Origin of the sequence: Bradyrhizobium sp. Bra64 (genome assembly GCF_024519875.1) — a bacterium.
Lineage (GTDB): Bacteria > Pseudomonadota > Alphaproteobacteria > Rhizobiales > Xanthobacteraceae > Bradyrhizobium > Bradyrhizobium japonicum_G.
On sequence record NZ_JALJRD010000018.1, the window covers coordinates 24,033 to 44,836 of the forward strand.

Annotated in this window: 15 protein-coding genes; 5 read left to right on the plus strand and 10 right to left on the minus strand. The window is 65.4% G+C overall.

The features are described 5' to 3' along the window. Nucleotides 1-159: 159 nt before the first annotated feature. Both NR187_RS31375 and NR187_RS31380 read left to right on the plus strand, forming a co-directional pair. Entirely contained in the window at nt 160-462 is a 303-nt protein-coding gene (locus NR187_RS31375; RefSeq protein WP_256808961.1) for a hypothetical protein, read from the plus strand. A gap of 142 nt (nt 463-604) precedes the next feature. Beyond that, the gene (locus NR187_RS31380; RefSeq protein WP_211384946.1) at nt 605-1,798 is read left to right on the plus strand and encodes a CaiB/BaiF CoA-transferase family protein; all 1,194 of its coding nucleotides are present in this window, start codon (nt 605-607) and stop codon (nt 1,796-1,798) included. Nucleotides 1,799-1,874: 76 nt separating this feature from the next. Here NR187_RS31380 and NR187_RS31385 read toward each other — a convergent pair whose 3' ends face one another. The 9 genes from NR187_RS31385 to NR187_RS31425 all read right to left on the minus strand — a co-directional run bounded on the left by NR187_RS31385 (nt 1,875) and on the right by NR187_RS31425 (nt 15,614). Next, nucleotides 1,875-2,765, minus strand: coding sequence for an outer membrane protein (locus NR187_RS31385; RefSeq protein ID WP_256808962.1), 891 nt, complete (start codon nt 2,763-2,765; stop codon nt 1,875-1,877). Between the two features lie 437 nt (nt 2,766-3,202). Continuing rightward, nucleotides 3,203-4,075 (minus strand): outer membrane protein, encoded by an 873-nt coding sequence (locus NR187_RS31390; RefSeq protein WP_211384944.1) that lies wholly within the window; start codon nt 4,073-4,075, stop codon nt 3,203-3,205. 159 nt (nt 4,076-4,234) lie between these two features. After that, nucleotides 4,235-5,752, minus strand: coding sequence for a tripartite tricarboxylate transporter permease (locus NR187_RS31395; protein WP_211384943.1), 1,518 nt, complete (start codon nt 5,750-5,752; stop codon nt 4,235-4,237). Between the two features lie 11 nt (nt 5,753-5,763). Continuing rightward, complete coding sequence (locus NR187_RS31400; protein ID WP_211384942.1) at nt 5,764-6,306, minus strand: tripartite tricarboxylate transporter TctB family protein; 543 nt, start codon at nt 6,304-6,306, stop codon at nt 5,764-5,766. A gap of 167 nt (nt 6,307-6,473) precedes the next feature. Next, on the minus strand, nt 6,474-7,448 hold the full coding sequence (locus NR187_RS31405) for a tripartite tricarboxylate transporter substrate binding protein (RefSeq protein WP_211384941.1): 975 nt from the start codon (nt 7,446-7,448) through the stop codon (nt 6,474-6,476). Between the two features lie 212 nt (nt 7,449-7,660). Continuing rightward, nucleotides 7,661-11,569: a VCBS domain-containing protein gene (locus NR187_RS31410; protein WP_256808968.1), complete on the minus strand. Its 3,909-nt coding sequence runs from the start codon at nt 11,567-11,569 to the stop codon at nt 7,661-7,663. A 536-nt stretch (nt 11,570-12,105) separates the two neighbouring features. Then, nucleotides 12,106-12,903 (minus strand): enoyl-CoA hydratase/isomerase family protein, encoded by a 798-nt coding sequence (locus NR187_RS31415; protein ID WP_256808969.1) that lies wholly within the window; start codon nt 12,901-12,903, stop codon nt 12,106-12,108. 42 nt (nt 12,904-12,945) lie between these two features. Further along, the gene (locus NR187_RS31420; RefSeq protein ID WP_256808971.1) at nt 12,946-14,145 is read right to left on the minus strand and encodes an alanine--glyoxylate aminotransferase family protein; all 1,200 of its coding nucleotides are present in this window, start codon (nt 14,143-14,145) and stop codon (nt 12,946-12,948) included. 266 nt (nt 14,146-14,411) lie between these two features. Further along, nucleotides 14,412-15,614, minus strand: a complete 1,203-nt coding sequence (locus NR187_RS31425; protein WP_211384937.1) for an alanine--glyoxylate aminotransferase family protein — start codon at nt 15,612-15,614, stop codon at nt 14,412-14,414. Between the two features lie 133 nt (nt 15,615-15,747). Between NR187_RS31425 and NR187_RS31430 the strand changes: the two genes are divergently transcribed. The 3 genes from NR187_RS31430 (at nt 15,748) to NR187_RS31440 (ending at nt 19,989) form a co-directional block, all read left to right on the plus strand. Then, entirely contained in the window at nt 15,748-16,485 is a 738-nt protein-coding gene (locus NR187_RS31430; protein WP_256808972.1) for a GntR family transcriptional regulator, read from the plus strand. Between the two features lie 107 nt (nt 16,486-16,592). Continuing rightward, entirely contained in the window at nt 16,593-19,568 is a 2,976-nt protein-coding gene (locus tag NR187_RS31435; protein ID WP_256808973.1) for an FAD-binding and (Fe-S)-binding domain-containing protein, read from the plus strand. After that, nucleotides 19,561-19,989 (plus strand): heme-binding protein, encoded by a 429-nt coding sequence (locus tag NR187_RS31440; RefSeq protein WP_211384934.1) that lies wholly within the window; start codon nt 19,561-19,563, stop codon nt 19,987-19,989. Before NR187_RS31435 ends, NR187_RS31440 begins: the two co-directional genes overlap by 8 nt. A gap of 25 nt (nt 19,990-20,014) precedes the next feature. Here the strand turns inward: NR187_RS31440 and NR187_RS31445 are convergent, their stop codons facing one another. Further along, the gene (locus tag NR187_RS31445) at nt 20,015-20,797 is read right to left on the minus strand and encodes an enoyl-CoA hydratase/isomerase family protein (RefSeq protein ID WP_211384933.1); all 783 of its coding nucleotides are present in this window, start codon (nt 20,795-20,797) and stop codon (nt 20,015-20,017) included. Nucleotides 20,798-20,804 lie beyond the last annotated feature (7 nt).

The following is a 20,804-nucleotide window of genomic DNA, read 5'->3' on the forward strand; positions in this document are numbered from 1 at the left end:
CAGATGATTCTAGCTAGAGAGTTGAACGTTTGGTTTAAATTGGGCGAGGCCGTCCGGAGTTCTTCCGAAACGTCCTGTTAGCCATCAAATCCCGTAGTCATACGGGACAAGAAACAAGGATGCCGGTGGCGGCAAACCTGCGAGGTCTGCAAAAGAATCATGAAACGATGTCGGCTCGCCGCCGGTCTGCTGGGCGCCCTGATGGCGCTCGCCGGGCCGGATCATTCATCCTCTGGAGGACTGCCTGCCATGGTGGGGAAAGCCAATGCGGACGAGCGCGGCAAGCAGGGGCCCGCAGCCTCCATGCCGAGGGCCCGCGATCCTTCCGCAGCCGTCGCCGAGGAGTACGAAGCCGCCCGCCGGCAGGGAACGCGGGAGGCGTTCGAACTCTTCATCGCACGTCACGGCGACTCCCCCCTGGCCGAGCAGGCACGGGCCGAACTGAAGCGAATGTCGCGCTGATCCGCCACGCATCGCGGCAGCCCGGTCAGGCCTTGCATTCGACAGGCAGCATCCGCGTCGGCCCAGACCTGCCGCAGGATGCCTTGCCGCGTGGTCTTTCGGCACTATGGTAGGCCCGCAATCTGTCCCGGAGCCTTTCAAGATGCCCTTCCCGCATGCCTCGGATGCCCTGTCCCGCTTCACCGTGCTCGATTTGACCCGCGTCCGCTCCGGGCCCACCTGCGTGCGGCAGCTCGCGGACTGGGGCGCCAGCGTGATCAAGATCGATGCGCTGACCGAGGATGCCGGCGGCGAGCAGCCGGGCGGGCCGCGGCGCGGTTCCGACTTCCAGAATCTGCACCGCAACAAGCGGGCGATGACGCTGAACCTGAAGGACGAGCGCGGGCTTGCCGTGTTCAAGCGCCTCGCCGCCAAGGCCGACGTCGTGGTCGAGAATTTCCGGCCCGACGTGAAGAAGAAGCTCGGCATCGACTATGAGAGCCTGCGCGAGATCAACCCCGGCATCGTCTATGGCAGCATCTCCGGCTTCGGCCAGGACGGCCCCTATCACAAGCGGCCGGGCTTTGATCAGATCGCGCAGGGCATGGGCGGGCTGATGTCGATCACCGGCGCGCCGGGCGAAGGTCCGATGCGGGTCGGCATTCCCGTCGCCGACCTCACCGCCGGCCTGTTTTGCGCCATGGGCATCCTCACCGCGCTGCTGGAGCGCGAGGTCTCGGGCAAGGGCCAGTGGGTGCAGACTTCGCTGCTCCAGGCCCAGATCTTCATGCTCGACTTCCAGGCCGCGCGCTGGCTGATGGAGAAGGAGGTCGCCAAGCAGGCCGGCAACAACCACCCGACCAGCATCCCGACCGGCGTGTTCAGGACCTCGGACGGCTACATCAATATCGCCACCACGGGCGGGCGGATCTGGGAACGTTGCGCGCAGGCGATCGGCGCGCCCGAGCTTTACAGCCATCCCGACTACGCGACGGCCCCTGCCCGTTCCAAGAATCGCGACGCGCTCAACGCCGAGATCGAAAAGCGCACCGTGACGAAATCGACCGACACCTGGGTCCGCGAGCTCAACGAGGCCGGCGTGCCCTGCGGACCGATCTATGCCATCGACCAGATGTTCGAGGACGCGCAGGTCAAGCATCTCGGCATCGCGCAGGACGTGCCAAACGACGAGGGTCGCCACATTCGCCTGGTCGGCCAGCCCGTGACCCTGTCGCGCACGCCGAGCAGGATGGTGGCGCGGCCGCCGGAATTCGGCGAGCAGACCGACGAGGTGCTGAAGGAGTTCGGCTTTGGCACCGAGGAGATTGCCAGGCTCCGGGACGCCAAAGTGGTGTGAGCGCTCGCTCGAGGCCGCCAACGAAAGAGCCCGGCGCTTGCGCCGGGCTTTTTGATGTGCGGAGCGGCGCCCGCTCTCACGTGCCGCTGAAGCGGTAGTTCACGCCGAAGCGCAGGATGTTGTCGGTGACATGCGAGCGATAACCGACCACCAGAGGCGCGCCGCTGAGCGCGATCACGGGGGTCGCAAACGAGCCCGAGACGGTTCCGAGATCGACATGGAGATATTCGAGCCTGGCGCTCCAATTGTCGGCGAAGGCGCCTTCGATACCGGCACCCGCGCTCCAGCCGAGTCTGGTCGTGCTGTTGCTGAAGCTCGCCGAAACCGGCGTGAATGTTCCGCCGTCTGCGCCCGGGAAGCCGCCGACATTGATCGCGCTCACGCTGCCGGAGGTGGAGACGCGGCCATAGGCAAGACCGCCGGTGCCGTAGAACAGCACGCGCGGCGCCACCGCGACGCCAAGCCGGCCTCGGACGGTGCCGAACCAGTCCAGCTTCTGGGCGAGATTGAACGCAACAGGCAGCGCGGGATCGAACGTGTTGTCACCGCGATGGCCCGGCGTGCAGACGCCGTCCTGCAAACCGGCCGGTGCGCCCGCGCACAGCGCATCGAGACTGCCCTTCTGGCCGCCACCCTGGAAATCGGCCTCGAGGCCGACCACGAACATCTCGCGCTGCCAATTATAGCCGATCTGTCCGCCGCCAATGACGCCGTTGAGATCGAACTTGCCGGCGCCGGAGCTCAGCAGCGTGCCGCCCCTGCTGTCGATGAAGTCCGCATTGGTGGCCGAGCGGCCCCAGCCATAGCCGACATTGAGGCCGGCATAGAAGCCGCTCCAATTGTAGCCGGGATCGACGGCCACCGGCGGCGCCTTGGTATGGATGTGCGGCACCGCGAGATCGGCGGCAAGGGCGGGCGGCGCGAGCAGCATTCCGACCGCGGCCGCAAGCAGCAAAGTTCGTGTCATCAATTCTTCCCTCGACAAACGGCGTTGCCTGTTCGCCTGCGCGCAAGATGCGCCGGCGATTCAGTGCGGCGACACTAGGGAAGAGCGCATCGCTCCGCGTCGTGCGAACGAAGGTCAGTCGTTTGCAGGATGCAGGTCCGCGATCGCCTGCGCGAAGCAGGCGCGGGCAATTCGCGTGATCGCGAAATCACCATTGTTTCAGCGGGTTTTGGTGCGGAGATGAATTTTGCGAAATGACGCGATGCCACCGCAAGGCGCTCGATCCGGACAGCTGCGGCCTTCCGATCAGCGCAAATGAAGCTGCGGGCGTGGCAGGGTCGCAACAGATCGGTCGCGTCGTCCGATCGTCGGCCCTGCGCCATTTCCGGAAATCAGGACAGAAACGACAAAGCCCGGCGCGAGCCGGGCTTTGCTTCTTGTAGACGCCTTTGTTGATCTTAGTACCTGGCGACCACCGGACCAGCGAACTGATAGTTGATACCGGCGCGCAGGATGTGGTCGGTGAAGTGCGAGGACACGTTGGCGCTGATCGGCAAAGCGGGCGACAAGGTGAACGGGCCGGAGGAGAAGCGGCCAAGATCCATGTAGAGGTACTCGAGCTTGGCGCTCCAGTTCTGGGTGATCTTGCCTTCGATACCCACGCCGGCGGTCCAGCCGGCGCGCGTGGTGGAGCTCGAGCCGACAGAGCCGATCGGCACGCCGGCGGCGTTGAACCCGGTCATCGTGCCCGTGGTCTTGATCTCGCCGAAGGCCAGACCGCCGGTGCCGTAGAACAGCACCTTCGGGGTTGCCAGGATGCCGACGCGGCCGCGGAGCGTACCGAACCACTGGAGGCTCTGATCGACGGTCAGGGTCGTACCGGCCAGACCGCCGGCGGGAAGGAAGGTCAGGCCGGGAAGACAGACGCCGCCGGCGGGCGCGACGGTGCCGACGCAGGAGTAGCCGGCGCGGCCCTTCTCACCCGACCACTGCAGGTCACCCTCGATGCCGAACACCCAGTTCGAACTCTGCCAGTTGTAGCCGGCCTGGCCGCCCGCGATGCCGCCGTTCATGTCGAACGAGGCATTGGTGATCGAGCCGGCGGGAGGCGCGATCGGAAGGCCGGTTACCGGGCTGAAATAGGAGACGTCGGTGCTTGAACGGCCCCAGCTATAGCCGCCATTGCCGCCGACGTAGAACCCGGTCCAGCTCCAGACCGGATCGACCATGACCGGAGCCTTCACATAGGGCCTTGCCGCCAGGTCAGCAGCCATTGCACCCGTCGCGAACAGCGACATCGCCGCTGCCAGTCCAATCACGATCCGCTTCATGAAAATTCCCTTTCCGCACAAATTCGTGATGAAAACATAAGCTGGGGGGCGCCCAAGGGCTGTGCCGGGGCAGCAACAACCGGAAACAATCTGGGTGTGTCATACCTAGGACCAGGACGACATGGCGCCTATAGGTCTGACTCCAGAGAGGATTTCCGCCTACCGCGGCGCCGGCCTGGGCCCCTGCGACAATCCGACGCGGGACAGCAAAGCGTCGATCACAGGCCAGAACAGCAGCACAATCGCCAGGGTCGTGATCGAGCCGACCAGGCCGTTCGACCAGAACACCTTCAGGTTGCCGCCGGAGCCGATCATCGACAGGCGGAAGGCATCCTCGGCCCGGTTGCCGAGCACGAGCGCCAGGGTGAACGGCGCAAGCGGAATGCCGATCTTCTTGAAGACGTAGCCGACGACGCCGAAGCCGAGCATCAACCAGATGTCGAACATCGCGTTCTGGATCGCATAGGCGCCGATCGCGCAGGAGACCACGATCATCGGCGCCACCGCGGCGAACGGCACGCGCAGGATCGAGGCGAAGATCGGCACCGTCGTCAGCACCAGCACGAGGCCGACGACGTTGCCGAGATACATCGAGGCGATCAGGCCCCAGACGAAGTCCTTGTGCTCGACGAACAGCAGCGGGCCGGGATTGAGGCCCCACACCATCAGGCCGCCGAGCAGGATCGCTGCGGTGCCGGAGCCGGGAATGCCGAGCGCCAGCATCGGCAGCAGCGCCGCGGTGCCGGAGGCATGCGCCGCGGTCTCGGGCGCGAACACGCCCTCGATGCGGCCCTTGCCGAAGCTCTCGGGATCCTTCGAGAAGCGCTTGGCGAGGTTATAGCCCATGAAGGACGCCGCGATCGCGCCGCCCGGGGTGATGCCGAGCCAGCAGCCGATGAAGGAGGAACGCAGCAGCGTCACCCAGTATTTCGGCAGGTCCTTCCACACGCTCAGCACGACGCGCAGCGAGATGCTGGCGGCATGTCCGCGCAGCGCCAGGCGCTCCTCCATCGTCAGCAGGATCTCGCTGATGCCGAACAGGCCGATGACGGCGACGAGGAAGTTGATGCCGCGGAGCAGCTCGGCCGAGCCGAAGGTCATGCGCAGATTGCCCGACACGGTGTCCATGCCGATGCCTGCGAGCAGGAGCCCCAGCGACATCGAGATGACCGTCTTGTGCTTGGCCTCGCGCCCGAGGCCGACGAAGGAGCAGAAGGTCAACAGATAAACCGCGAAGAACTCCGGCGGGCCGAACTTCAGCGCAAAGGACGAGATCATCGGCGCGAGGAAGGTGATCAGGAGCACCGCGACCAGCGAGCCGATGAAGGACGACGTGAACGCCGCGGTCAGCGCCTCCGCCGCCCTGCCCTGCTGCGCCATCGGATAGCCGTCGAACGTGGTCGCGACCGACCAGGCCTCGCCCGGAATGTTGAACAGGATCGAGGTGATCGCGCCGCCGAACAGCGCCCCCCAGTAGATGCAGGACAGCATCACGATCGCCGAGGTCGGATCCATCGTGAAGGTGAGCGGCAGCAGGATCGCGACGCCATTGGGGCCGCCGAGACCGGGCAGCACGCCGACGAAGATGCCGAGCACCAGCCCGACCATCATCAGCAGCAGCGTCTTCCACGTCAGCAGGACGGCGAAGCCGTGAAGCAGGAGACCGAAAGCTTCCATCGCGGGTCCGCCTAACGGCCGAAGGCCGCTTCGAGCGGCCCTTTCGGCATGATGACGTCGAAGGCGACGTCGAAGGTGACGAACATGATCGCCGTGAACAGGAAGGCGGTGAGCAGCGACTTCCACAGCGCGATCTTGCCGACCAGGCGCATGAAGCCCGCGATCAGGAGGAAGCTCGCGACATAGAGGCCGAGGAACTGCGTCACCAGGCAGAACAGCAGCGTCGGCACGAACACCGCCATGACGCGGCGGGCCTGCGCGCGCGTGACGAAGGTCTCAGCTTCCTTGCGATGCGCGGCGAGCGCCACGACCAGGCCATAGAGACTGCCGCCGCCGAGAATGACGGAGAGGTAGAACGGGAAATAGCCGGGCTCGGGCCCGGTCGAATCCCAGGACGCGCCGGTGCGCCAATTGTCGTAGCCGAGCGTGGCGGCGAGCGCGAACAAGACAAGGCAGACGACGATCTCGATCGTGCCGGAGCTGACGACGGATGGCGAATCGTCCTCGGGCGCGGTCGGATCGTCGACGACGATTTCAAGATCGGTTTGGGACATGAACTCTGGTGCAAGTCTGGGAATTATTTACCTCTCCCCATTCTTGCGGGGAGAGGTCGGCGCGAAGCGCCGGGTGAGGGGCTCTCTCCACAGGCTCGACTCGTGGAGAGAGCCCCTCACCCCTGCCCTCTCCCCGCAACAACGGGGAGAGGGAGAAGAGAGACCGCTTACTTCGCGACGAACCCGGCTTCCGTCATCAGCGCCTTGTTGGTTGCATCGTCTTCCTCGAGGAATTGCACCATGTCCTTGCCGGTGATGAAGATCGGCTTAAGCGCCTGCTTCTCCATGTAGTCCTTGTACTCCGCGGTCTGCGTCACCTTGTGGAAAAGCTCGACATAGAATGCCTGCTGCTCCGGCGTGACCTTGCCGGGCAGGAACATCGCCCGCAGCATCAGGTACTGGACGTCGATGCCCTCCTCCTTGCAGGTCGGGATGTCGGCCCAGGACTGGGTGTCCGTCACCTTGCTGGTGTAGGAGATCCGCTCCTTGTCGAACACGCAGAGCGGCCGCACCTGGCCCGCGCGCCAGACTTCGAGGTTTTCGGACGGGTTGTTGACGTTGGATTCGGTGTGGTTGCCGACGAGCTGGGTCGCCGCCTCGCCGCCGGACTTGTAGGGCAGATAGGAGAATTTCGCGCCGGTCTTCTGCTCGAGGAAAATGGTCAGCACATGATCCTCTCGCTTGGAGCCGGTGCCGCCCATCTTGAACGGCGCGCTCGCCGCCTTCGCGGCGGCGACGAATTCCTTCACCGACTTCGGACCCGCGCTGTTGTCCCACAGCACGAACTGATCGAGCGCGATCACCGAGACCGGGGTCAGCTCGCGCCAGTTGAACGGGATCTTGGCCGACAGCGGCAGCATGTAGATCAGCGAATAGGCGATCAGCACCTTGTTCGGATCGCCCTCGCTGGACTTCATGTACATCAGCGCTTCCGCGCCCGATGCGCCGCCCTTGAGCGAGACCACGATCGGCTGCTTCATCAGATTGTTCTTCTGGATGGCCGCCTGCATCATCCGCGCCATCTGGTCGGAGGCGCCGCCGGCGCCCGCCGCAACCACGATCTCGACGGGTTTGGCCGGCTCCCAACCGGCAAAGGCCGGCGCGCCGCAAAGCACGGCCGCCAGCGTGACCGCGGCCTTCATTCCATGTCCCACAGCGCGTCTTCCCTATGTTATTGTTCGGATTGGAAATTCAAAGGTGAATTCCGCCGCCATTGTGCTGGCGAATCCGGCCGAGTTCAAGCTGTCCGATGTCATCCCTCTTATGACTTTGGAATGAGATTGGGCATGACGCAAAAGGCGCGGGCCCCTTTCGGGACCCGCGCCTCGGCTTCGGGAAGCTCGCCCGCCGCGGCCTACACGACCAGTATGTCGTGCTGGTTGAGCATCACGCCGGCCTGGACGCTGAGCAGGGCAACCGCCGCTCCCTGCGTCCCGTCGGCGCTGTAGTAGAGCGTCTGGTTTGCCGTGTCGAAATGGAACTGGGAGAAGCCCGAGAGCACGTCGTCACCGGAGGTCTCGAACGTCACGTTCGTCCCCGCCGTCAACCCGCCACCGAAGCCGCTCGCAGAGACGGCGATACGGTCCTGCTCGGTGGTGTTGTTGAAGTCGCTGACCGCGCTCGGTCCGGACGGCTGGAGGAAGGCGAAGGTGTCGTTGCCGCCGCCGCCGGTCATGACATTGCCGCTGGCCGTGGCGATCAGCACGTCGTTGCCGCCGCCTCCGCTCATCGTCTCGGTCCCGTTGCTGGCGATCAGGATGTCGTCACCGCCGGTGCCGGTCAGCGCGGTCGCGCCGGCCGCGTTGTTCATGATTGTGGCGGTCGCGGTGTTGGACGAGGTCGTCATCCCGTCGGAGGCCGTGTAGCTGAACGAGCCGCCGAGCGTTGCGTCATCGCCGAAGAAGGCATCCCCGAACTTGAAGGCACTGCCGCCCGAGCTCGTCGTGATGCTGCCGAGCGAAAGATGGTCGATGGTGTCGGGGTCGGTGTCGTTCAGGGCGAGCGCCCAGTTCGGGATCTGCACCGTTGCATTCGTTCCGACATCGGTGATCACCGTTTCGCTGACCGCAGTCGGCGCATCGTTGGTGCCGTTGATGGTGACGGTGACGTCCTGCGTCGTCGACCCGCCATTGTCGTCGGCAATGGTCACGAAATAATCCTGCGTCAGCGTCTGCCCCTGCGCCAGGAACTGGATGTCGGAATTGTCGACCGTGAAGTGCCAGGCCACGGATCCGGTGCCGCCCGCCTCGCTGACCGGATCGAGCGAGAACGTGCCGACGTAACCGCTGCCGTTCGGCAGGAAGCTCGCGCTGTGCGTATCCCCCGTCTCGGCGTCGGAGAACGACAGCGAGCCCGCCGTGGATTCGGTTGCCGGTCCCGTCGCCGGATTGACGTTGACGGAATCGAGGATCATGCCGGAGGAATCGTCCTCGTAGGAAAACAGCAGCTCCGTCGAGGACAGGGCGGCGTCGCCGATGAGATCGAAGGAATAGTGGTTGACGCCGGCCGGCACCTGACTGAGCGACAGGATCGTCGCGCCGTCCCACGACATCGAGAACGGCGTGTTGACGCCCTCGGCATCGCCAACGAGATCGAAGCTGACGAAATAGTGCTGGCCGGGCGTGGTCGCGACATTCTGCGACAGCGTCTCCGGGCCGCCGCTCGTCGGCAGGAGCTCGGCCGAATAGTGGCCGAAGCTGCCGCCGAACTCCAGCTGCGCCACGTGGATGTGGCTGCCGCTCACCGTCCAATCGGCAAGATTGCCGGTCTCGAAATCGCCGTTCAGGATCACCGGCGGACCTGCGTCTTCGGTGACCGATCCGCTGAGATTGGCCGATGTGACCAGCGGCTTGTCGTTGGCTCCCGCGATGTCGAAAGTCAGGGTGGTCGAGGCCAGATTGCCCTGGCCGTCATCGACCGTGAAGGTGAACTGATCGGTGACGTCGTCGCCGGCGTGCAGCGCGTCGACCGACGAATCCGCCACATAGCCGTAGGAGCCGTCGGCGTTGAGTACCAGCGTTCCGTGCGCGCCGGCCACCGAATGGCCGACATTGGCGGCGCTGCCGTTGACCTCGGTGACGGTCCGCGGCGTGCTCAGGTCGACCGGCTGGTTGACGTCGAAGAGGGCGCCGGTTGCGAGTGCCACACCGGCATCGGGGCCGTCGGTATCGGATATGGCAACGGCTACCGGCGTCAAGACCAGCGGATCGGCCGCACCGTCGATGGTCACGGTGACGATCTGGGTCGCGTTGGTGAAGCCGTCCCAGACGTTGACGTCATATTGCACCGTCAGCGTCTCGCCGACGCTGAGGAAGTCGAGATCGGCGTCGGCGATGCTGAAAGTCCAGTCGATGCCGCCGATTCCGGTCCCGGTGGAATCATTCAGCACCGTCGAGAGCGCCGACTGGAGGTCCACCAGCGTCTGGCCGGGGATGGCGAAACTGTTGGCCGACCACACCGCCGAATCCACCACCACGCTGACCGAATGCGTATCCGCCAGATCGACGTCGTTGAAGCCCAGCGTTCCCGTCGGCACCGGGCTCGTGGTGTCCGGCGATTGCGATCCGGTCACGCCCGGCTGCTCGGACAGCGAAGCCGATCCCGGTCCGCTGGTCATGACGGGCCCATCGTTGGCGCCGGTGATGACGACGGAGACGGTCTGCGTCGAGCTGGTCGAGCCGTCGGCGACCTTGATGTCGTAGTTCACCGTCAGCGTCTCATTGAACGCAAGATAATCGAGGTCCTGGTCGGCGATCGCGAAATTCCAATCGATGCTGCCGGTGCCGGTGCCCGTGGAATCGTGCAGCGTGGTCGTCAGCGCGGCGGCAAGGTGTGCCTGCGTCGCGGCCGGCGGTGTCGGCCCCGAGGTCGAGTCGAGCGTGACGGTCACGGTGTGCGTGTCGCTGGTGTCCTGGTCGGTGAAAGCGAGCGTGCCGGCCGGAATCGTCGGCGTCGTATCGGGCGCGGACGAGCCCGTGGTTGCATCCTGCTCGGCCACGGTGGAGGATTCCGGATCGCTTGTGATCACGACGGGATGGTTGGTGCCGAGGATCGTGATGGTGACGTCCTGGGTGGTGGAGCCGCCTTGACCGTCGTCGACCGCAACGTGATAGACGAGCTTGAGTGTCTCGCCGCCGTTGAGGAAATTGGCGGAGGAATTGGGAAATGCGAAATTCCAGTCGACCTCGCCGATCACGTGGCCGGTCGAATCCTGAAGCGAGGTGCCGAACGCAGCCAGCAGCTGCGCATCGGTCAGGGGTATCGAACCGCCGCCCGAGCGGGTCGCCGTAACCGTCGTCGAGACGGTATGCGCGTCGGCGAGGTCGATGTCGGCGAAGACCAGGCTGTCATGCGCGGTGAGATCGCCGGTCGGACTGACATTTTGATCCTCGACGAGAGCGGCCGATTCCGGGCACGACAGGAACACCGGCTTGTCGTTGGTGCCGACCACGGTCACCGCGACCGTCTGGGTCGAGATCCCGCCGGCATGGTCGTCGAGCTGCACCGTGTAGGTGATGTCGAGATGCTGGCCCGCCGCGAGATAGTCGAAGGCGAGATCGGGCGCCGAGAAGGTGGTGTTGATGGTGCCGGTCGAGGAACCGGACGTCTTGACGACGTTGTCGACGTGGAAGAACGCCATCAGCTCGGCGTTGCCGAGCGAACCGGGCAAGAGGCCCGCGGTGGCGCCGGAAGCGGACACGCCGATCACGGTCGCGGTGTGCCCGGTGTTGGTGAGATCGTCGTCGGTGAAGGTGAGCGCCACGTGAACCGTATCGGGCCAGAGCGACAGCGTCTGGTTGGTCTGCTCGGTGACGGTCGCGGCCGCCGTCATGTTGATCACCGGCTTGTCGTCGGTGCCGGTGATGGTGATCTTGACGGTCTGGATCGCGAAGCCGCCATGGTTGTCGGAGACCTTGACGTCGTAGGTCAGGACCAGCGTCTGGTTCTTGGCGAGGAAGTCGAAATCCTGGTCCTGGTCGCTGAAGCTCCATTTGAGCTGGCCGTTGCCGTTTGAATCGCTCAGGATCTGCGATTGCATCGCAGTCTGGAAATGCGCAAGCGAGGTCGCAGGAATGATCGTCCCATTGGACAGCACCGCGGACTGCAGCGTCGACGACGTCGTATGGGTGTCGGTCTTGTCGCTGTCCTTGAAGCTCATCGTTCCGGAGAGCGAGTGCAGCGTGGTCGAGTCGTCCAGATTGGCGAATTCGGTGAAGCTGCCCGCCGCGGATGACGAGGTGAAAATCGGCGTGTGATTGGTCATGGAAAAATCCCTGCCTGCGTTGCCATGAAGGCGTCACCGCACGAGCACGCGGCGGCGCGACTAATCGGTCCGAGAGATCAGACGTGGCTTAAGAGTCGTGACTCAACAGTCTTGATTCGCTTGGCTTGTTCGCGAGGCCGTGCCTGGCGTGGGGATGGTGAGCAGCAATGAATTCTGGCGCGGTTCGCGTCGACGAAACTTACTTCGCTACTTTTTCAGTTCAATTTCAGTTCAATGACGTCCGGTTGCAGGACGATCGGCCGGAACGCTTCACACAAATCACGTCACTCGATGCGATCGGCCGCTCGGAAAAACGAGACGGTGGAATGCAACCTTCGCGATCTTATGCCCGAGCTTGTCATGCCGTCAACGTGAACGCGTAGGTGCGGGCGCACACAATCGCGGTTCCGGGGACCGGAACCGATTGAAAGGTTTGTGACAATTTGGATTACGCGAAACGACTGACGATTGGCGTCCGCAATCGCTTCGGCTTTCGCGCAGCCTGTGAAGGCGGGCGAAAGAGCCGACGGTACGGGCTACTTGCCCTTCCAGTTCGGCGCGCGCTTGTTGAGGAAGGCGTCCATGCCCTCGCGGAAATCTTCGCTCATGTAGGCCTTGAGGATCAGGTCCTCGCCCTCTTCGCGCGACAGCGTGCGGCGGATGCGGCGGACCGCTTCCTTGGTCGCTTCGAGCGTGAGCGGCGCGTGACTCGCGACGAGCTTTGCGGTCTCGTCGGCGCGGCGCTGAAGCGTCTCGACGTCGGGCACGACCTCGTTGAGCAGGCCGAGCGCCAGCGCCTCCGGCGCCTCGACCAGCCGCGCCTTGAAGATCATATCCTTGGTGCGGGCAGGTCCCACCAGCGAGACGACGCGGCTGATGTTGGACATCGACAGGCAGTTGCCGAGCGTGCGCGCGATCGGAAAGCCGATGCGCGTCGTCTCAGTCCCGATGCGGAGGTCACAGCAGGCCGCGATGCCGGCGCCGCCGCCGGTGCAGGCGCCGGCGATCGCCGCGATCACAGGCACGCGGCACTGCTCGAGCGTGCCGAGCACGCGGTCGATGCGGGCCTCGTAATCAAGCGCGTCCTGCGCGGTCTTGAAGGCGCGGAATTGCGAGATGTCGGTGCCGGAGGCGAACGCCTTGTCCCCGGCGCCGGTCAGGATCAACGCCTTGATCGAGCGGTCGGCGTTGATCTCCTGGCAGATCTCCGCCATGCGGTCATACATGGCGAAGGTCATTGCATTGCGCGCCTGGGGGCGGTTGAAGGTGATCCGCGCGATGCCGTCCTGGACGGAGTAGAGCAGGTCTTCGTTCGTCGTCGTCGGTGCGTTCATCGCGCGCTCACTTTCTAGGTTAGTTTCGGGCCACCTGGGCCTTTAAGCCACCTGGGCCTTGGCCATCGGCACCACGTCGCGTCCCTTGAGGACGTCCATGGCCGCCAACACGCCGCCGCTTCGGTGCGGAATCTTTGCAAGATCCAGGCCCATCTCGACGCCGGCGAGCGTGCCCATCAGCATCAGATCGTTGAAATGGCCGATATGGCCAATGCGGAACACCTTGCCCTTGACCTTGTTCAGGCCCGTGCCGAGCGACATGTCGAAGTTTTCCAGCACCACCTTGCGGAAGGCGTCGGCATCGTGTCCGTCAGGCACGCGCACGCCGGTCAGCGCCGGCGAATGCGCGGCGGGATCGGCGCATTGGGTCTCCAGGCCCCAGACCTTGACCGCGGCGCGGGTCGCAGCGCTGTGGCGCTTGTGCCGGGACCAGACGTTCTCCAGCCCCTCCTCCTCCAGCATCTTCACCGCCTCGCGCAGGCCGTAGAGCAGATTGGTCGCGGGCGTATAGGGGAAGGTGCCGAGCTTGTTGAAGCTGATGACTTCCTGCCAGTCCCAATAGGAGCGCATGCCCGGATTGGCCTTCGCCACAGCGAGCGCCTTCTCCGAGACGGCGTTGAAACCGAGACCCGGCGGCAGCATCAGGCCCTTCTGGGAGCCCGCGACCGAGACGTCGATGCCCCAGGCATCGTGCTCATATTCCATCGAACCGAGGCCCGAGATGGTGTCGACCATGAGGAGGGCCGGATGCTTGACGCGGTCGAGCAGCTTGCGCACCTCCAGCGGCGGGGTCACACAGCCGGTCGAGGTCTCGTTGTGGACGACGCAGACCGCCTTGATCGTGTGCTGCTTGTCGGCGGCAAGGCGCTTCTCGATCTCGGCGAGATCGGCGCCGTGGCGCCAGTCGCTCGGGATGAAGTCGACGTCGAGCTTGAACTTGTCGGCGATGCCGCGCCACAGCACGGCGAACTGGCCGGTCTCGCACATCAGGACCTTGTCGCCGGCCGAGAGCACGTTGACCATCGCCGCTTCCCAGGCGCCGGTGCCGGACGAGGGGAAGATGATCACGGGCTGCTTGGTGCGGAACACGCGCTGCATGCCGGCGAGGACGGCGAAACCGAGCTCGGCGAACTCCGGACCGCGATGGTCCAGCGTCGGCATGTCCATCGCCCGCAGCACCCGGTCGGGCACGTTGGTCGGTCCTGGAATCTGTAAGAAATGCCTTCCAGTATGCACGGTCATCGGCGTCCTTCCCGGTCTAGCCTTGGTTTTGATGGCCGCCGAATAGCACCATTTGACCGGCTTGTCCTCTCTCCAAAGGGCGACTCCCATGCAGAAGCGGCGGACCTCCGCCGCCCCCTACTCCGCGGCCACCACCTTGCCGGACGGGAGAGGCTCCTCGGCCTCCGTCGCCGCCGCGCGCGAGCGGCGAGCGGCCGCGTGTGCCATGGGGCCCGCATCCCTCCCTGATCACTTCCTATGATTTCGGCCGCGTGTCCCGCGCGGCCTTAAGTGCCGACCACTTTCAGATGCGGCGACGCATTGCCCTGCGGACGCTGCTCCAGCAGCTTCATCGCGACATCGACGCCGCCTGAGCGGTGCGGCACGCCCGCGACCGACAGGCCCATCTCGACGCCGGTGAGCGCACCGAGCAGCGTCAGCGCATTGCATTCGCCGAGATGGCCGATCCGGAAGACCTTTCCGGCGACCTTCGACAGGCCCGAGCCGAGCGACATGTTGTAATTGTCGAGCACGATCTTGCGGAACTGGTCGGCATCATGTCCCGGTGGCATGAGCACCGCGGTGAGCACCGGCGAGAATTCCGCCGGCTCCCGGCAAAGGATCTCGAGCCCCCAATGATTGACGGCGGCGCGTGTCGCGGCAGCCAGCCGCTGATGGCGCGCGAACACGTTCTCGAGCCCTTCTTCGAGCAGCATCGCGATCGCCTCACGCAGGCCGTAGAGCAGATTGGTCGCGGGTGTGTAGGGGAAGAAGCCGTTGGCGTTGGGCTTGAGCATCTCCTCCCAATCGAAATAGGAGCGCGGCATCCTGTTGGTCTTCGCAGCGGCGCGCGCCTTCTCCGAGATCGCGTTGAAGCCGAGGCCGGGCGGCAGCATAAAGCCCTTCTGCGAGCAGCTGACGCTGACGTCGACCTTCCACTCGTCGTGGCGGTAGTCGACCGAGCCGAGCGAGGAGATGGTGTCGACCATCAGAAGCGCCGGATGGCCCGTGCGGTCGATCGCAGCACGGATCTCGCCGATGCGGCTGGTCGCGCCGGTCGAGGTCTCGTTGTGCACGACCATCACGGCCTTGATCGCGTGCGCCTTGTCCTCGGTGAGTTTTGCTTCGACCACCGCCGGGTCGGCGCCGCGGCGCCAATCGCCGGGCACGAAATCGACATCGATACCGAAGCGGCCCGCCATTTGCCGCCACAGCGTGGCGAAATGGCCGGTCTCGACCATCAGCACCTTGTCGCCCGGCGACAGCGTGTTGACGATCGCCGCCTCCCAGGCGCCGGTCCCCGACGAGGGGAAGATCACGACCGGACCGGCGGTCTGGAAGATTTTTTGGCTGCCTTCGAGCACGGCGCGGCCGAGCTCGCCGAATTCCGCGCTCCGGTGATCGATGACGGGCATGTCCATGGCGCGCAGGACGCGGTCGGGGACGGGGCTTGGGCCCGGAATCTGAAGAAAATGGCGTCCCTGATGCATGAAAACCTCCCTGTCGGCGGGTTATGGCCGGCCCTGCGAGCTATTTTGCATTCATTTTTTGTCCTTTCAATCGAAATTTGGTATTCGATTGTGGACGTCGACGCGATCAAACGGGCAAACTACTGTGCTGCAAATGAAATCCACGATTCCCGACACCGGGGTTCCGATCGCCCCGCCCGCCGGCAACGGCGGCGACCGCCAGGAGGCCTCGCTCCATGGCGAGATCCTGCTGCGGCTGCGCGACTATGTGGTCGAGGGCAATATCGCCGAGGGCGCGCGCGTTCCCGAGCGCCGGCTCTGCGAAATGTTCGGCATCTCCCGCACGCCCTTGCGCGAGGCCTTGAAGGTGCTCGCCGCCGAGGGGCTGATCGAGCTATTGCCCAACCGCGGCGCACGCATCCGCCAGCTCAGCCAGCGCGACCTCGAGGAGCTGTTCGACGTAATGGCGGGACTGGAGGGCCTCGCCGGGCGCCTCGCCTGCGAAGCCATCACGGATGAGGAAATCACCGCGATCGAGCAGCTGCATTACGAGATGTACGGCCACTATCTGCATCGCGACATGCACGGCTATTTCCAGACCAACCAGCGCATCCACGAGAGCATCGTCGCGGCCGCCCGCAACGAGACGCTCAGGACCGCCTACGCCAATTTCGCCGGCCGGATCCGCCGTGTCCGCTACTCCGCCAATTTCGCCCGCAAGCGGCAGCGCTGGGCGGAAGCGATGCGCGAGCACGAGGCCATCCTTGATGCGTTGCGCCGGCGCGCCGCAAGTGAGCTCAGCGACATCCTGTTCCAGCACCTGCGCAACAAGCGGAGTGCGGCGATCGATCACCTGACCGAGCCCCAAGGCGAGGCGCCCGCCTCGCCTTGAGGGTCAGCCGGCTTGCTCATTTTGAATTCATAATATAATCGGTCGTGAACAATAATGGATAACTCAGCAAGGCTGAGCCACCTCGCTGGATCAGTCCGGGATCAGGGATGACAAACGCCTCCACGCTCGAACGACGCCTGCGCGCGGACATGACCGGCGACGTGCTGTTCGACGGCTTCAGCCGCGGCCGCTATGCCACCGACGCCTCGTTCTACCAGATCATGCCGGCTGGCGTGGCCGTGCCCAGGACCATGGACGAGGCGCTGCGGGCGCTGGCGATCGCCCGCGACGAGGGATTGAAGGTCACCCCGCGCGGCGGCGGCACCTCGCAATGCGGCCAGACCGTCAATGACGGCCTCGTGGTCGATCTCTCGAAGCACCTGAACCGGATCCTGGCGCTCGACGTCGAGGGCCGCACCTGCGTGGTCGAGCCCGGCATCGTGCTCGACGACCTCAACCGCCAGCTCAAGAAGCACGGCCTGTGGTTTCCGGTCGACGTCTCCACGGCCTCGCGCGCGACGATCGGCGGCATGGCCGGCAACAATTCCTGCGGCGGCCGCAGCTTGCGCTACGGCACCATGCGCGACAACACGCTGTCGATGGAGGCCGCACTCGCCGACGGCACGCTGGCGCACTACGGCGAGGTGTCGCGCGATCTTTCCGACGTCGATCCCGGCAACGGCGCCCGCGCGCTGTTCCGCGACATGCTCGATCTCGGCACGCGCGAGGCCGAGGAGATCGCGGCCCGATTTCCAAAAGTGCAGCGCCGCGTCGGCGGCTACAATCTCGATGCGCTGGTGCCGCGCAATGCGCGCAACAACATGGCGCACCTTCTCGTCGGCTCCGAGGGGACCCTGGCCTTCACCACCAAGGTCGAGCTGAAGCTGTGGCCGGTGATCCGCAACAAGGCGCTCGGCATCTGCCATTTCGGCAGCTTCTACGAGGCGATGGACGCGGCCCAGCATCTGGTCAAGCTCAAACCGATCGCGGTCGAGCTGGTCGACCGCACCATGCTCGCGCTCGGCCGCGACATCGCGATGTTCCGGCCCATCATCTCCACCGCCATCAAGGGCGATCCGGATGCCGTGCTGGTGGTCGAATTCGCGGAGGAGGACCAGGCGGACAACCTCGTCCGCCTCAAGCAGCTCGGCGAGCTGATGGGCGATCTCGGCTTCGGCTGGAGCAAAGACAAGCGCAAATGGGGCGGCGTGGTCGAGATCACCGAGCCGGCGCTGCAGGGCGGCATCGCCGATTTCCGCGCCGCCGGCCTCAACGTCATGATGTCGATGAAGGACGCAGGCAAGCCGGTTTCCTTCGTCGAGGACTGCGCGGTGCCGCTGCCGCATCTGGCCGACTACACCGCGCGGCTGAACGAAGTCTTCGCCAAGCACGGCACCAGCGGCACGATGTACGCCCATGCCTCCGAAGGCTGCCTGCATGTGCGTCCCGTGCTGAACTTGAAGCTGGAGAAGGACGTCAAGGCGATGCGGGCCATCGCCGAAGAGGCCTTCGCGCTGGTGCGCGAGTACAAGGGCTCGCATTCCGGCGAGCATGGCGACGGCCTGGTGCGCTCCGAATTCCATGCGACGATGTTCGGCGAACGCCTCGTCGCCGACTTCAGGGAAGTGAAGCAGCGCTTCGATCCCGACGGCGTGCTCAACCCCGGCAAGATCGTCGATGCCCCGAAGATGGACGACCGCTCGCTGTTCCGCTACCGGCCGGACTATCGCGTCGGCGAGTTGAACACGAAGCTCGACTGGTCCGCATGGCCCGGCGCGGGCGGCGGTTTCCAGGGCGCGGTCGAGATGTGCAACAACAACGGCGCCTGCCGCAAGCTCGAGGGCGGCGTGATGTGCCCGTCCTACCGCGCGACGCGCAACGAGAAGGATGTCACGCGCGGGCGCGCCAATACGCTACGCCTTGCGATCTCCGGCCAGCTCGGGCCCGATGCGCTCTCCTCCGACGAGATGATGGAGACGCTGAAACTCTGCGTCTCCTGCAAGGCCTGCCGCCACGAATGCCCGACCGGCGTCGACATGGCCAAGATGAAGATCGAGGTGCTGGCCGCGCGCGTCACCTCCCACGGCCTGACGCTGCGCGACCGGCTGGTCGGCTATCTGCCCCGTTATGCCGGCCTCGCGGCGCGCTTCGCGCCGCTGGCGAATTTACGCAACCGCAGTCCGCTGCTGCGAAAGCTGTTCGAGCGCTTTGCCGGCATCAGCGCACGCCGCGCCCTGCCCGCTTTCCGCAGCGACGTGTTCGTGCCGCCTGCGGAAACGGTTGGTCCGGAGGCCGGCCGCGAGGTGGTGCTTTTCGCCGACACGTTCAACCGCATCTACGAGCGCGAGAATCTCGACGCCGCGCTGCGCGTGCTCACGGCCGGCGGCTACCGCGTGCACATGCCGAAGCCCGCGAGCGGCAGCCGGCCGCTGTGCTGCGGCCGCACCTTCCTGTCCGCCGGACTCGTCGACGAAGCGAGGTCCGAGCTCGACCAGATCGTCGCCGCCTTCGCGCCCTTTGCCGCGCGCGGCGTGCCGATCATCGGCCTCGAGCCGAGCTGCCTGTTGACGCTGCGAGACGAGTTGGCTTCGCTGCGCCAGGACAATGACGCCAAGGCCGTCGGTGCCCACGCACTGACGTTCGAGGAGTTCCTGGTGCGCGAGGCCGAGGCCGGCCGGCTGCGACTGCCGCTCGGCGCCGTCGCCGACAAGGCACTTGTGCACGGCCATTGCCACCAGAAATCCTTCGGCGCGTTCAAGCCGGTCGAACAGGTGCTGCGCCTCGTCCCCGGCCTGAAAGTCGAGACCATCGAATCGAGCTGCTGCGGCATGGCCGGCGCCTTCGGCTATGGCGCCGACACGTATGACGCCTCGATCGAGATGGCCGAGCTGTCGCTGCTGCCCGCCGTGCGGCGCGCGGACCAGACGACGCTGGTCGTGGCCGACGGCACCTCCTGCCGGCACCAGATCCACGACGGCGCGCAGCGCGAGGCGCTTCACGTCGCGCGCGTGCTGGCGATGAGCCTCGATCGCGCCGAAACCAACTCCACTTCTCTCGCTGAAAAGGAAACCAGCCATGGCTGACCTCACGCTCGACACCGCCCGCAAGATCCTCGATGCCGCCTTTGCGAAGGCCGGCGAACTCAAGCTGAAGCCGCTCGTCGTCACCATCCTCGACGCCCGCGGCGTGCTCAAGATCGCCGCGGCCCAGGACGGCACCAGCCTGATGCGCGCCGAGATCGCGCACGGCAAGGCCTACGGCGCGCTCGCGCTCGGCATGGGTTCGCGCGCCCTGTTCCAGCGCGCGCAGGAGCAGGCCTATTTCATCGACGCGGTGAACACCATCGCCAGGGGCGCGCTGGTGCCGGTCCCGGGCGGCGTGCTGATCATGGACGGCACGACCTTGCTCGGCGCGGTCGGAGTTTCCGGCGACACGTCCGACAATGACGAGGCCTGCGCGGTCTCCGGCATCCAGGCAGCGGGGCTGAAGGCCAACGCGGGCTGAGGTCGCCGCTCCTGTCGTAACCCCCTTACCGACCCGTCCAGACCGGCTTGCGCTTCTCGCCGAAGGCCTTCAGCCCTTCCTTGGCGTCCTCGGTCATCGCGAGCAGCGCGATCTGGCTTTCGGTGTAGGCGATGCTCTCGTCGAACGACATCGAGGCGATCGCACGCATGGCGTATTTGCCGCGGCGGATCGCGGTCGGGGATTTGTCGACGATGCGGCCGATCAGCCAGTCGACCTTGGCATCCAGCTCGGCTGCGGGGACGACGTGGTTGAGCAGGCCAGCTGCCTGCGCCGCCTTCGCGTCGAACGGCTCGCCGGTCAGCGCCCATTCGTTGACGAGCCGCGGCGGAGCGATGGACTGCAGCAGGCTCAACACCTGCATCGGGAACACGCCTACCTTCACCTCCGGCAGGCCGAAGATGACGTGATCGGCCGCAACGGCCATGTCGGTCATGCACAGCAGGCCCATGCCGCCGGCCATGCAGACGCCGCCGACGCGCGCGATCGCCGGCTTGGTCGCGTTCTGCGACAACCGCAGCAGATCGGCATAGTCGACATTGGGCCTGGAATGATCCATCGCGAAGGCCGCGCCGGAGTTCTGCAGATCAGCTCCGGCGCAGAACGCCTTGTCGCCCGCGCCCGTCAGCACGATGACGCGGACATCCCTGTCGTCATGCGCGTCGCGATAGCCTTTGCCGATGCCGGCGATCACGTCGCCGTTCAGCGCATTGCGCTTCTCCGGCCGGTTGATGGTGATCCAGAACGCCTGCCCGCGCTTCTCGGTGATGACGCTCGTTGTGTCGGTCATGACGCCG

What these genes read in the sequence shown, in the direction of transcription:
- NR187_RS31405 (WP_211384941.1), bottom strand. Translation starts at nt 7,448, where the DNA reads ATGAAGGCCGCGGTCACGCTGGCGGCCGTGCTTTGCGGCGCGCCGGCC.
- NR187_RS31440 (WP_211384934.1), top strand. Translation starts at nt 19,561, where the DNA reads ATGGCTGACCTCACGCTCGACACCGCCCGCAAGATCCTCGATGCCGCC.
- NR187_RS31430 (WP_256808972.1), top strand. Translation starts at nt 15,748, where the DNA reads ATGAAATCCACGATTCCCGACACCGGGGTTCCGATCGCCCCGCCCGCC.
- NR187_RS31390 (WP_211384944.1), bottom strand. Translation starts at nt 4,075, where the DNA reads ATGAAGCGGATCGTGATTGGACTGGCAGCGGCGATGTCGCTGTTCGCG.
- NR187_RS31425 (WP_211384937.1), bottom strand. Translation starts at nt 15,614, where the DNA reads ATGCATCAGGGACGCCATTTTCTTCAGATTCCGGGCCCAAGCCCCGTC.
- NR187_RS31410 (WP_256808968.1), bottom strand. Translation starts at nt 11,569, where the DNA reads ATGACCAATCACACGCCGATTTTCACCTCGTCATCCGCGGCGGGCAGC.
- NR187_RS31435 (WP_256808973.1), top strand. Translation starts at nt 16,593, where the DNA reads ATGACAAACGCCTCCACGCTCGAACGACGCCTGCGCGCGGACATGACC.
- NR187_RS31385 (WP_256808962.1), bottom strand. Translation starts at nt 2,765, where the DNA reads ATGACACGAACTTTGCTGCTTGCGGCCGCGGTCGGAATGCTGCTCGCG.
- NR187_RS31395 (WP_211384943.1), bottom strand. Translation starts at nt 5,752, where the DNA reads ATGGAAGCTTTCGGTCTCCTGCTTCACGGCTTCGCCGTCCTGCTGACG.
- NR187_RS31420 (WP_256808971.1), bottom strand. Translation starts at nt 14,145, where the DNA reads ATGACCGTGCATACTGGAAGGCATTTCTTACAGATTCCAGGACCGACC.
- NR187_RS31445 (WP_211384933.1), bottom strand. Translation starts at nt 20,797, where the DNA reads ATGACCGACACAACGAGCGTCATCACCGAGAAGCGCGGGCAGGCGTTC.
- NR187_RS31400 (WP_211384942.1), bottom strand. Translation starts at nt 6,306, where the DNA reads ATGTCCCAAACCGATCTTGAAATCGTCGTCGACGATCCGACCGCGCCC.
- NR187_RS31380 (WP_211384946.1), top strand. Translation starts at nt 605, where the DNA reads ATGCCCTTCCCGCATGCCTCGGATGCCCTGTCCCGCTTCACCGTGCTC.
- NR187_RS31375 (WP_256808961.1), top strand. Translation starts at nt 160, where the DNA reads ATGAAACGATGTCGGCTCGCCGCCGGTCTGCTGGGCGCCCTGATGGCG.
- NR187_RS31415 (WP_256808969.1), bottom strand. Translation starts at nt 12,903, where the DNA reads ATGAACGCACCGACGACGACGAACGAAGACCTGCTCTACTCCGTCCAG.